The sequence below is a fragment of the Providencia sp. PROV188 genome, assembly GCF_027595165.1.
GTDB classification, from domain to species: domain Bacteria; phylum Pseudomonadota; class Gammaproteobacteria; order Enterobacterales; family Enterobacteriaceae; genus Providencia; species Providencia lanzhouensis.
In genome coordinates this window covers 2,741,646-2,754,323 of record NZ_CP097291.1, presented here as the reverse complement: position 1 = coordinate 2,754,323, position 12,678 = coordinate 2,741,646, and the positions used below count along the sequence as shown (strand labels likewise).

Here is a 12,678-nt window from a genome sequence, read left to right as displayed (position 1 = left end):
CGCTGTGACTGCGTTGGCTTCACTCGGCTACTCAGGTCACATACTAAAGTATGCTCCCCAAGATATCCTCATTTTGCCGCCTTGCCACAACGCGAACTATTTTGAAAAATATAAAAAGGCAATTAATTGAATAATTGCATATTAGGAATTAATGGGGAAGGATTTATTGGTTGGTACGGTTTATTGGAGTTGAGTTCTACTTTTATGAATACAAATAGGCAAGAAAAAGCCCACCGAAGTGGGCTGGGGATTAATTCATAAAGGCAGGGAGCTTTTGCTCGTAATCCTTGATTTGGTCAACGTGCTGTAACGTCAAGCCGATGCTGTCTAAGCCATTCATCATGCAATGACGGCGGAAGCTGTCAATCTCGAAAGTATACACTTTCTCGCCGGCGGTGACGGTTTGCGCTTCTAAATCGACAGTAAACTGGCAACCTTCGTGGCTGTTCACATAGCTGAACATCTCATCCACTTGCTGTTCGCTTAATTTGATTGGCAACAGCTGATTGTTAAACGAGTTACCGTAAAAAATATCGGCGAAACTTGGTGCAATAACCACTTGGATACCGAAATCGGTTAATGCCCACGGCGCGTGTTCGCGAGATGAACCACAACCAAAGTTTTCACGGGCTAACAGAATGCTAGCGCCTTTAAATACCGGTTTGTTCAAGACAAAATCAGGGTTAGGTTGCTGACCTTTATCATCTAAAAAACGCCAGTCATTAAATAAATGCTGACCAAAGCCTGTGCGTGTCACTTTTTGCAAAAATTGTTTTGGAATAATGGCATCGGTGTCGACGTTTGCGGCATCTAAAGGGGCGACAATCCCAACATGCTTAATAAACTTATCCATGGTTTTCTCCTTTAGATTTGAATGTCACGAACATCAGCAAAATGACCGTTAATCGCTGCGGCAGCAGCCATTGCAGGGCTGACTAAGTGGGTTCGACCCGCTCGACCTTGGCGACCTTCAAAGTTACGGTTGCTGGTGGATGCGCAGCGTTCACCCGGATTCAAGCGATCGTTGTTCATCGCTAAGCACATTGAACAGCCCGGTAAGCGCCATTCGAAGCCCGCATCGATAAAGATTTTATCCAAGCCTTCCTGTTCCGCTTGGGCTTTGACGGGGCCTGAACCCGGTACCACAATGGCTTGTACGCCAGATGCGACTTTTTTACCTTTAGCAATGGCAGCCGCAGCGCGTAAATCTTCAATACGTGAGTTAGTGCAAGAGCCAATAAAAACTTTATCAATCTTCACGTCGGATAACTTAATACCTGATTCCAATCCCATGTACGCCAAGGCTTTTTCCGCAGAAGCGCGTTCGACGGGGTCGGCAAACGATTCTGGAGCAGGGATCGGTTGGTTAATAGCGATCACTTGCCCTGGGTTGGTACCCCAAGTGACTTGCGGGGCAATCGTCTCGGCTTGGATGGTGATCACTTTGTCAAATTTCGCATCATCATCGGTTTTTAACGTTTTCCAATACGCGACAGCATCATCCCAATCTTGGCCTTTCGGTGCAAATTGGCGACCTTTCATATAATTAAAGGTGGTTTCATCGGGAGCGATAATGCCGGCTTTAGCGCCTAATTCAATCGCCATATTACAGACGGTCATGCGACCTTCCATGCTCAAATCTTCAATCGCGTCACCGCAGAATTCGACAATGTAGCCTGTTCCACCTGCGCTACCTGTTGTACCAATGATAGCTAAGACGATATCTTTTGCCGTGATCCCAGCAGGCGCTTTACCCACCACTTCAATTTTCATGGTTTTGGCACGCGCTTGCTTCAAAGTTTGAGTCGCCATGACGTGTTCAACTTCGGATGTTCCAATCCCAAAAGCTAATGCGCCGAATGCGCCGTGAGTGGCAGTATGAGAGTCACCACACACGATGGTTGTACCCGGTAAAGTGATACCTTGCTCTGGTCCCATAACATGGACAATACCTTGATATGGATGGTTTAAATCGTATAAAGTTACGCCGAACTCTTCGCAGTTTTTCATCAACTCTTGCATTTGAATTCGCGCCATATCGCCGCAGGCATTGATGTCTTTAGTCTGCGTTGACACGTTATGATCCATGGTTGCAAATGTTTTGCTTGGTTGATGTAACGGGCGGTTTTTGGTTCTTAAACCATCAAACGCTTGCGGTGAAGTCACTTCATGTACCAGATGGCGATCGATATAAATTAAAGGGATTTCGTTTTCAACTTCACGGACAACGTGAGCGTCATATAATTTTTGGTATAAAGTCTTCGACATGTTAAACCCCTTCTTCAATATAACGGGCGATAATGTCACCCATCTCACTGGTACTGATTGATTGACCATTGCCTGCTAAATCCGCAGTGCGATAGCCATTTTCTAATGCTTTATTCACGGCTCTTTCGATAGCATCTGCCGCTTCCGTTTGGTTCAAACTGAAGCGTAATAACATGGATGCTGATAAAATTTGTGCGATTGGGTTGGCAATATTTTTGCCTGCGATATCTGGCGCTGAACCGCCAGCAGGCTCGTACAAGCCAAAGCCATCAGCATTTAAGCTGGCGGAAGGCAGCATACCCATTGATCCTGTGATCATGGCGCACTCATCGGAAATAATGTCACCGAATAAGTTCGAGCACAGCACCACATCAAACTGAGAAGGGGCTTTGATCATTTGCATCGCCGCGTTATCGATATACATATGGTTCACTTCAACGTCTGGGTACTCTTTGGCAATTTGGTTAACCACTTCGCGCCATAATACGGAGCTTTGTAAAACGTTAGCTTTATCAATAGATGTCACTTTATGGCTACGTTTACGCGCAGATTCAAAGGCAATACGGGCAATGCGTTCAATTTCATAGCGGTGATAAACTTCGGTATCGAAAGCATATTCTTCAGCGCCTTCACCTTTACGTCCTTTTGGCTGACCAAAATAGATCCCGCCAGTTAATTCACGGACACATAAAATATCAAACCCTTGAGCGGCAATATCGGCGCGTAATGGGCAAAATGCTTCTAATGCTTGATATAAACGAGCAGGGCGTAAATTACTGAATAATTTAAAATGTTTACGCAATGGTAATAATGCACCACGTTCAGGCTGGCTGTCCGGTGGCAAATGTTCCCATTTTGGACCACCGACTGAGCCGAATAACACGGCATCAGCTTCTTCACAACCTTTGACTGTTGCTTGCGGTAATGGCTCGCCGTGATTATCAATGGCGGCGCCACCCACATCATAGGCTTTGGTTGAAATTGTGATAGCAAAGCGCTTGCTAATTGAGTTCAAGACTTTATGAGCTTGAGCCATCACTTCGGGGCCGATTCCATCGCCCGCTAATACCGCAATATTAAAATTCGTAGACATGTTTACACCGCTTCCTTTGTATTAATTTGTAATTCTTGGTCAGAGATTTTTTGTTTTTCTTTTTCGACTTGTTCTGCACGCCAAATACTATTTAATACGTGCACCATGGCTTTTGCGGATGATTCAACGATATCCGTAGCTAATCCCATACCGTGGAAACGACGACCAAAGCATTCAGCGACGATATCCACTTGTCCTAAGGCATTTTCACCCTGACCTTTTGCGGACAATTGGTAAGAAACCAATTTCATTGGGTAGTTTGTGATTTTGCTAATCGCTTGATAGATAGCATCAACAGGACCATTTCCGGTTGCCGCCTCTGATTTTTCTGTTTCACCACACTGCATTTTGACGGTCGCAGTGGCAACAATGCTTGAACCTGACTGTGTACTAAAGTAATCCATGACAAAGTGGTCAGTTTCGTCTTGCTGTTTCGCGAAAAAGGCTAAAGCTTCTAAATCATAATCAAATACTTGCCCTTTTTTATCCGCTAAGTTCAAGAATGCGGTATACAGCTCATCTAAATTAAAATCTTTACCTTCGCTATAGCCCATCTCTTCCATACGGTGTTTAACGGCGGCGCGACCTGAACGGGACGTTAAGTTTAATTGTTGCTCTTTTAAGCCGATGGATTCAGGGGTCATAATCTCGTAAGTTTCGCGATTCTTTAACACGCCATCTTGGTGGATCCCTGATGAATGCGCGAATGCATTGCTGCCCACAACCGCTTTATTAGCAGGGATTGGGGTATTGCATAATTGGCTAACTAACTGGCTGGTACGGTAAATTTCTTTGTGATTGATATTGGTGTGCACACCTAACATCTGTTCACGTAATTTAATCGCCATGATCACTTCTTCTAATGCGGTATTTCCTGCGCGTTCGCCTAATCCATTAATGGTACCTTCCACTTGTCGAGCTCCAGCTTGAACGGCGCTGATGGAGTTAGCGACTGACATGCCTAAGTCATCATGGCAATGAACGGAGATGATGGCTTTATCAATGTTAGGTACGCGCTCATATAAAGAAGAGATAATGCCACCGAATTGATATGGGGTAGTGTAGCCGACAGTGTCTGGGATATTAATGGTGGTTGCGCCTGCGCCGATGGCAGCTTCGACAATGCGACATAAGTTATCAATATCTGTACGACCCGCGTCTTCACATGAAAATTCCACATCATCAGTGTAGCGGCGCGCTCGTTTAATAGAGTTAATCGCCATGTCCATCACGCCATCAAACGTTTTGTTTAACTTTTTCTGCATATGCAAATTGGATGTCGCTAAGAAAACATGAATACGGAATGCTTCAGCCACTTTCAACGATTCTGCTGCCACATCAATATCATTCTCAACACAGCGTGCTAATGCACAGATACGGCTATTTTTAATTTCACGGGCGATAGTTTGAACAGACTCAAAATCACCCGGGGATGAGACAGGGAACCCAGCTTCAATAACATCGACACCTAAGCGCTCTAATGCAAAAGCAATTTGTAATTTTTCTTTAACTGATAAGCTGGCCTGCAAGGCTTGTTCGCCATCACGTAAGGTTGTGTCGAAGATGATAACTTGGTTGCTCATAATGCGTTCCTCATAGACTAAATTTTGTTGTTTTTAATTCTGTTTGTTGGATTCCCATCTAGCCGCAGGCATAAAAAAACCCGCTGGTTGCGCGGGCTTCTTTATGTTTGTGGACAGTATTTGTTTTACTTTCCATCCATAAGCATACCGCGCAAATTGGCTGCGAGTAGTAGTAGGCTTAGTAGGCGGATAGAAGATGTCATGGTTAACTGTCTCTCTTTTAATTTCAAATAATCTGTATTTATTGATACGCGATTCCAATAATAATGTCAAACTTAATTTTTTGAGCGTTAAATGCTTGGAAGTGCGTTGCTACTGATTATTGGAATTTACGTCTGATATTTATAATTTTCATGATGTTTTTGCCTATATAAGGGAGTAAAAATCAGGCTAAAATTTCACCTAAAAATTAGTGGCATAACTATATTTCTATAACGTAATGATTTTTATTATGTTTATGTAATGAAAGTATGCAGAGGTTAGATATCAGACTTCATTGGTATTGATCGTGGCTATGCTTCAAATAAGGTTAATTATCTAATAAATAAATAATTAAAAATTAATCTGATAATGAGATTCAAACGCGTTTATAGAAGAGATTTATTATGATTTATTCTTGAAATTGTTTTATTATTTTTATCGGAATGATGCTGACTTTAATAAGTTACATGTACCCATTACACTGATGAATATTTGCATTTTATGATGATATCTATACCTCGATTCTAATTTATGGGCAAAAAGAATAGAAGCGTCGTTTTAATAAATGCAGGGAAAGCGAAATAACTTATCATGTATAAGTTGTTTTAAAAATAATATTTAATGATTTTATATTTTTCGTCAATATTGCTTTGATGGATCATGTTCATTAATTAAAAATGATAAATATATTTAGTGGAGTTAAAAATGACTGATTTTGATACGATCTCAACAGCAAAAAAAGAAAGTAGCGATATTCATCTGCGCAATGTTGATTTGAACTTATTAACTGTTTTTGATGTTGTGATGCAAATGCAAAATGTCACTCGTGCAGCGCAAGTTCTCGGTATGTCTCAGCCTGCAGTAAGTAACGCCGTATCCCGCTTGAAATCCATGTTCAATGACGAATTATTTGTTCGCTATGGGCGTGGAATTCAACCGACTTCGCGCGCAAAACAATTATTTGGACCAGTAAGGCAAGCTCTTCAATTGGTGCATAATGAATTACCGGGGGCAGGGTTTGATCCTAAGCAAAGCGAAAGAGCATTTAGCTTATCTATTTGCTCTCCATTAGATATTCGCTTAGCGGCAATAATTGTTGATAAATTTAAAATTGCGTCGCCAAATGTTCAAGTTTTTATTCATTCTTTTTTAGGAAATAATATAGCGCATCAATTAAAATACCAAGAGATAGATTTTTTCTTGGGATATAATCAATTCGAAAAACCCGAGTATCAACATCAGGTTTTATTTAATGATGAATTGGTTTTAGTTGTCGCTAATCAACATCCAAGAATTGAAGATACTATTAATCAAGAAATGTTAGTGAGTGAAAGACACGCTATTATGGCAATGGATAATATTGGGTCATTTAGCAAACTATATTACCATAATACGGAACTTTCCCACACTGTCAGTTATCAAGGAACTGACTTAAACAGTGTATTGAACATTGTGGCACAAACAGATTTAGTGGCTATTGCACCCAAATGGTTAGTGGAACATCATGCAAGTCAGCTGCAACTGCGTACCTTATCATTGCCTTGGGAAGAGAGTTCTCGCCCATGTTATTTAACGTGGCATGAATCGACGGCGCGAGATAAAGGCCATCAATGGATGAAAGCGCAGTTTTGCCAAATGATAGAACAGCTGTAAGCTAAATTGGCTCAATTCATTCTAAGGCAACCTTAGCATATTCCCCTAAATACTAACTCGCCATGATGAAAAAAATGGCGAGTTTTGTTGTGTCTGTAGCATTTGCAAAAAATTTACACTTTATTCCTTTCCTCGTTTATCTTTCCGCTATACACTCAAAATATTCAGCTAACAGATGTAAGCTGAAATAATAAAAAGTATTAATATTAGGTTGTTTGTGAGTTTGCCGAATGACTTAAAATTCTAATGACCTATAGGGAATACACTTTGATTACTGAAAATCTATATCCATATCATATTGTTAACCGCATACGTTCCAGAATGGACGCGAGCGAGTCAGCGGATCGGATAGCTTTCAGTCAATGGGACAACGGACATCAATCAGAATTGACTTGGGCGGAAGTAGACACTAAAACCACCGCGATTGCCCGTCAGCTTTTGGCGATGAACGTTGCCCCGCAAGAGAATATTGGGCTTTTTGCTCATAATAGTATGAATTGGTCTTTGGTCGATATCGCGGCACTACAAATCAAAGCCGTGACGGTACCTCTCTATGCCACAAGCAGCATTGATCAAGCCGCCTATATCATTAATGACGCCAACATTAAGATCCTCTTTGTTGGTGCTCAAGAACAATACCAAGTTGCTTGCCAATTACTCACACATTGCCCACAGCTCTCCGCTATCATTGCATTAGACGATAATGTTGCATTAGATGGGCAAGTGGCTAACAGCATGCACTTATCGACATTTATGTCCCTCGCTCAGCCTCAATATCAAGCTGAATTAGATGCGCGAATTGCGGCTCAAAATTTAAGTGATTTATTCACCATTATTTATACCTCGGGCACCACGGGTGAACCGAAAGGGGTGATGCTGGATTACTACAATATGGCAGCCCAGCTTTATCTTCATGACAACCGTTTAGAACTGTCCGAAGACGATGTTTCATTATGTTTCCTACCACTTTCCCACGTTTTTGAACGTGCATGGAGTTTTTATGTCATGCACAGCGGCGCGCGCAATGTCTATTTAACCAATACTAATTTGGTGAAAGAGGCTCTTACTGATGTTAAACCAACGGTGATGTGTGCCGTACCGCGTTTCTATGAGAAAGTTTACAGTGCAGTACAAAGTAAAGTATCGCAATCGCCTTTCATGCGTCGTGCAATTTTCAAATGGGCGATTGCGATAGGGAAACAAAAAGTGAAGGCGATGGCAAAAGGTAAATCACTTTCATTTATCAACAACCGCTTATATGCATTGGCAGATAAGCTGGTTCTGAGCAAAATTCGCCAAGGGCTCGGTGGTCGTATTCGTTTTATGCCAGCGGCGGGCGCGCGTCTCGATGATGATGTGATTGCATTTTTCTTATCTGCGGGTGTGGATATTAAATATGGCTATGGGATGAGTGAAACCTGCGCGACAGTTTCGTGTTGGGAAGCGAATAAATACCCATTAGGCTCTATTGGTACGCCGCTTTCTGCCATTTCTGTGCGTATTGGAGCAAATGACGAGATCCAAGTTAAAGGCCCTGTCGTTATGAAAGGCTACTATAATCGCCCACAAGAAACGATAGATACATTCACGGCTGATGGCTGGTTACGTACAGGGGATGCCGGAAAAATCGATGAGCAGGGCAACTTATATATTACGGATAGACTAAAAGATTTAATGAAAACGTCTAACGGGAAATATATTGCGCCACAGGTTATCGAAGGTGTTTTAGGTCAAGATCGTTTTATTGAGCACATTGCCGTCATTGCCGATGCACGTAAATTTGTCTCTGCGCTGATTGTGCCTTGCTATGACAGCCTTGAAGAGTATGCAAATTCAATTAACTTAAAATACCGTGATCGTTTGGAACTGTTAAAAGATTCTAAAATTGTCGCGTTGTTTGAAGGTCGCCTCAAAGAGCTGCAAAAAAATCTGGAAAACTTCCATCAAGTGAAGCGTTTTACACTGTTACCAAGCAACTTCTCAATGGAGAAAGGGGAATTAACGCCTACACTGAAATTACGCCGTAAAATTATTTCAGAGCGCTACCGATTAGAAATTGAATCCATGTATCAAGAGTAATTTGATATTTAATCATATTTTCCAAGCCCTTCAGGAGTTATCCCTGAAGGGCTTTGTTTTACCTGCTATTTATGTAAAATCGCGTTGCCACTATTTTTGCTTACCTTTTAGTTATTTCCGCTCTATTTTGATTGAAAACTAGTCAATGAATCTGCCGAATTTTCATGTTCAAGACAAAATGAAATCTTCCTTAATTTCTCTGTGAAATCAAATTTGCGTCCCACAAATGGTAGGGATATGTTAATAGCTGAATTTATGACTAACTTAATAAAAATTAAAGAGGGTCGTACGGCTCTCTGTTAACTTGCAAATAGTCTGAGGGCAAACTCATGGAGATGTTGTCGGGAGCAGAAATGGTCGTCAAATCATTGATTGACCAAGGAGTTAAGCACGTATTTGGCTATCCGGGGGGCGCAGTTCTCGATATTTATGATGCACTGCATACCGTGGGTGGCGTAGAGCATATTTTAGTGCGTCACGAACAAGCTGCGGTGCATATGGCAGATGGCTATGCGCGCTCAACAGGGGATGTCGGCGTGGTGTTGGTAACGTCAGGACCTGGCGCAACCAACGCGATAACGGGTATTGCTACCGCATATATGGACTCCGTACCCATGGTGGTTTTATCGGGGCAGGTTGCCAGCTCATTGATTGGGAACGATGCATTCCAAGAGTGCGATATGGTGGGTATTTCGCGCCCAATCGTGAAGCATAGTTTTCTCATTAAACACGCGAAAGAGATCCCTGAAACCATCAAAAAAGCGTTTTATATTGCGGCGAGTGGGCGCCCAGGACCTGTGGTGATCGACTTTCCAAAGGATACGGTGAATCCTGCCGCTAAATTCCCTTATCGCTATCCTGAATCCGTCTCACTGCGCTCATACAATCCGACCTTACAGGGGCACAAAGGTCAAATTAAGAAAGCGCTGACCAAATTAGTCGCAGCGAAGAAGCCCGTGATGTATATCGGTGGCGGTACGATCAATGCCAATTGCTCTGCGGAGCTAATGACATTAGCTGAAAAACTTCAGTTACCCGTGGTATCAACATTGATGGGGCTAGGCGCATTCCCTGAAACTCACCAACAATCTGTGGGTATGCTCGGCATGCATGGTACCTACGAAGCTAATAAAGTGATGCATCATTCTGATGTGATTTTTGCTGTTGGTGTTCGCTTTGACGACCGTACAACCAATAACTTAGAAAAATATTGTCCGAATGCCACTGTGATTCAAATTGATGTGGATCCAACCTCAATTTCGAAAACAGTCAAAGCGGATATTCCTATTGTTGGTGATGCAAAACTCACGTTAGAACAGATGATTGCTCAACTAGACCATGCAGCTGCCGAGCAAGATACTGCGGCACTACAAGCATGGTGGAAGGAAATCGGTATTTGGCGCGAAAAACAGTGTCTAAAATATGCATTAAATCCAAACAAAGTGAAGCCACAACAAGCCATTGAGGCTATTTACCGCTTAACCAACGGTGAAGCCTATGTGACGTCAGATGTGGGGCAACACCAAATGTTCGCTGCGCTTTATTATCCGTTTGATAAACCGCGTCATTGGATTAACTCAGGGGGCTTAGGCACCATGGGCTTTGGTTTACCTGCAGCCTTGGGGGTGAAACTGGCTCACCCGAAATCCACCGTGGTATGCGTGACTGGCGACGGCAGTATTCAGATGAACATCCAAGAGCTTTCGACCGCGCTGCAATATGGTTTGCCGGTGTTGATTTTGAACCTGAATAACGGTTTCCTTGGCATGGTAAAACAGTGGCAGGACATGATTTATCAAGGTCGTCACTCGCAATCCTATATGCAGTCATTGCCAAATTTCACAAAATTAGCTGAGGCTTACGGGCATGTGGGTATTTCAGTCGCATCCCCAGATGAACTTGAAGATAAGCTGAAACAAGCGCTAGTTGAAGTGAATGAAAACCAGCGTCTGGTGTTTGTAGATATTAATATTGATGAAACTGAGCATGTTTACCCAATGCAAATCCGTGGTGGAGCAATGGATGAAATGTGGTTAAGTAAAACGGAGAGGACTTGATCATGCGTCGTATCTTATCAGTGTTATTAGAGAATGAATCAGGGGCGCTATCTCGCGTGATTGGGCTTTTTTCACAGCGCGGTTATAACATCGAAAGCTTGACCGTAGCACCGACCGACGATCCGACATTGTCACGGATGACCATCCAGACAAAAGGGGATGCCAAGGTGCTAGAGCAGATTGAAAAACAGCTACATAAACTGGTGGATGTGCTGCGAGTGAGCGAGCTGACTGCGTCAGCCCATATCGAGCGTGAAATCATGCTAGTGAAGCTGCAAGCCTCCGGTTATGGACGTGATGAAATTAAGCGAAGTGCCGATATTTTCCGTGGGCAAATTGTGGATGTGACACCAACGCTGTACACCGTTCAGCTCGCGGGAACAAGCGATAAACTAGATGCATTTCTTGAAGCTGTGCGTGGTGTTGCTGAAATTGTTGAAGTTGCACGCTCAGGGATCGTTGGCGTTTCTCGTGGCGATAAAATTATGCGATGAAAAATTTATCCGCCGCAGGTAGAATAGAGCGGATTAAAGCCCCGAATGACTCGGGGCTGTTTCCCAAATTGCAAAGAGGTTAACGTGAAACTGGATGAGATAGCCCGTCTAGCGGGTGTTTCCCGCACAACGGCTAGTTATGTGATCAACGGCAAGGCCAAGCAGTATCGAGTCAGCGATAAAACTGTAGAAAAAGTGATGGCAGTCGTCAGAGAGCACAATTACCATCCAAACGCAGTCGCTGCAGGGTTACGCGCAGGTCGCACTCGCTCTATCGGGTTGGTGATCCCTGATCTTGAAAATACGAGCTATACCCGTATAGCCAATTATCTGGAGAGACAGGCTCGTCAGCGCGGATATCAGCTTTTAATTGCGTGTTCAGAAGACCAACCTGACAACGAAATTCGTTGCGTGGAACATTTGCTTCAGCGCCAAGTTGACGCGATTATTGTGTCTACCGCGTTACCTCCTGAACATCCGTTTTATCAGCGTTGGGCAAACCGTTCACTACCTATCATCGCGCTGGATAGAGCATTAGAAAAAGAGCATTTCATTAGCGTGGTCGGTGATGACCAAGAAGATGCGCTGATGATCTCTAAAGAATTACGAAAATTCTCAGCTGAATCGGTCTTGTATCTCGGGGCATTACCTGAACTTTCTGTTAGCTATTTACGTGAGCAAGGTTTCCGTAAGGCATGGGAAGGGGACTCTCGTGAAGTCAATTATCTCTACGCCAATAGTTATGAGCGCGATGCTGCAGCAGATGTTTTCTCTCATTGGCTAGATAGCGGTAACGCGATGCCGGATGCGTTATTTACAACGTCATTTTCTTTGCTGCAAGGCGTGTTGGATGTGGCATTGAAACGCAATGGTCGGTTACCCGAAAATATGGTTATCAGTACTTTTGGTGATAACGAATTGCTGGATTTCCTCGGTTGCCCTGTGCTGTCTCTTGCTCAGCGTCACCGCGATATCGCAGAGCGTATTTTAGAATTGGTATTAGCCAGCCTAGATGAGAAGCAGAAGCCAGAAACTGGAATTCGTCGAATTCGCAGGGACTTATGTCGCCGTGGTAGTTTAGGTCGCAAACAGTAGTGGATAAACCTTACCCAATGGTGAAAAAACCAGTTTAATAGTTAGTGATGTTAACCAAGATTCTTAGTAATATATCCGCCCCTATCTATTAGGGGCTTTTTTTTGGTGAAATTTATGGGTGATTGCGATTTTTTTTATTGCGTTATCCTGTAAAT

The 12,678-nt window shown here is 43.0% G+C and carries 9 protein-coding genes; 5 read left to right on the top strand and 4 right to left on the bottom strand.

All coding sequences use genetic code 11. The features are described 5' to 3' along the window. Positions 1-250: 250 nt before the first annotated feature. The 4 genes from leuD to leuA are packed head-to-tail and all read right to left on the bottom strand — an operon-like array spanning position 251 to position 4,944. Positions 251-853, bottom strand: a complete 603-nt coding sequence (gene leuD / locus M5X66_RS12675) for a 3-isopropylmalate dehydratase small subunit (RefSeq protein WP_036951216.1) — start codon at positions 851-853, stop codon at positions 251-253. Positions 854-864: 11 nt separating this feature from the next. After that, positions 865-2,268 (bottom strand): 3-isopropylmalate dehydratase large subunit, encoded by a 1,404-nt coding sequence (leuC, locus tag M5X66_RS12670; RefSeq protein WP_036951215.1) that lies wholly within the window; start codon positions 2,266-2,268, stop codon positions 865-867. Between the two features lies 1 nt (position 2,269). After that, positions 2,270-3,361 carry a 3-isopropylmalate dehydrogenase gene (gene leuB / locus M5X66_RS12665; protein ID WP_036951214.1) on the bottom strand — a complete coding sequence of 364 codons (1,092 nt, stop codon included), beginning with the start codon at positions 3,359-3,361 and terminating at the stop codon, positions 2,270-2,272. Between the two features lie 2 nt (positions 3,362-3,363). Further along, entirely contained in the window at positions 3,364-4,944 is a 1,581-nt protein-coding gene (leuA, locus tag M5X66_RS12660) for a 2-isopropylmalate synthase (RefSeq protein WP_036951213.1), read from the bottom strand. Between the two features lie 906 nt (positions 4,945-5,850). On the opposite strand from leuA, the gene leuO reads away from it, so the two are divergent. The 5 genes from leuO (at position 5,851) to cra (ending at position 12,523) form a co-directional block, all read left to right on the top strand. Beyond that, positions 5,851-6,798, top strand: coding sequence for a transcriptional regulator LeuO (gene leuO / locus M5X66_RS12655; protein ID WP_154600051.1), 948 nt, complete (start codon positions 5,851-5,853; stop codon positions 6,796-6,798). A gap of 321 nt (positions 6,799-7,119) precedes the next feature. Next, positions 7,120-8,877 carry an AMP-dependent synthetase/ligase gene (locus tag M5X66_RS12650; protein ID WP_108478395.1) on the top strand — a complete coding sequence of 586 codons (1,758 nt, stop codon included), beginning with the start codon at positions 7,120-7,122 and terminating at the stop codon, positions 8,875-8,877. A gap of 329 nt (positions 8,878-9,206) precedes the next feature. Continuing rightward, positions 9,207-10,934, top strand: a complete 1,728-nt coding sequence (ilvI, locus tag M5X66_RS12645) for an acetolactate synthase 3 large subunit (protein ID WP_036951210.1) — start codon at positions 9,207-9,209, stop codon at positions 10,932-10,934. 2 nt (positions 10,935-10,936) lie between these two features. After that, positions 10,937-11,428 carry an acetolactate synthase small subunit gene (gene ilvN, locus M5X66_RS12640; RefSeq protein WP_036951209.1) on the top strand — a complete coding sequence of 164 codons (492 nt, stop codon included), beginning with the start codon at positions 10,937-10,939 and terminating at the stop codon, positions 11,426-11,428. A gap of 84 nt (positions 11,429-11,512) precedes the next feature. Further along, positions 11,513-12,523 (top strand): catabolite repressor/activator, encoded by a 1,011-nt coding sequence (gene cra / locus M5X66_RS12635; protein WP_036951208.1) that lies wholly within the window; start codon positions 11,513-11,515, stop codon positions 12,521-12,523. Positions 12,524-12,678: the final 155 nt, after the last annotated feature.

Bases quoted from the DNA above. Each gene is read 5' to 3' on its own strand.
- leuD (WP_036951216.1), bottom strand. From the start codon at position 853: ATGGATAAGTTTATTAAGCATGTTGGGATTGTCGCCCCTTTAGATGCC.
- leuC (WP_036951215.1), bottom strand. From the start codon at position 2,268: ATGTCGAAGACTTTATACCAAAAATTATATGACGCTCACGTTGTCCGT.
- leuB (WP_036951214.1), bottom strand. From the start codon at position 3,361: ATGTCTACGAATTTTAATATTGCGGTATTAGCGGGCGATGGAATCGGC.
- leuA (WP_036951213.1), bottom strand. From the start codon at position 4,944: ATGAGCAACCAAGTTATCATCTTCGACACAACCTTACGTGATGGCGAA.
- leuO (WP_154600051.1), top strand. From the start codon at position 5,851: ATGACTGATTTTGATACGATCTCAACAGCAAAAAAAGAAAGTAGCGAT.
- M5X66_RS12650 (WP_108478395.1), top strand. From the start codon at position 7,120: ATGGACGCGAGCGAGTCAGCGGATCGGATAGCTTTCAGTCAATGGGAC.
- ilvI (WP_036951210.1), top strand. From the start codon at position 9,207: ATGGAGATGTTGTCGGGAGCAGAAATGGTCGTCAAATCATTGATTGAC.
- ilvN (WP_036951209.1), top strand. From the start codon at position 10,937: ATGCGTCGTATCTTATCAGTGTTATTAGAGAATGAATCAGGGGCGCTA.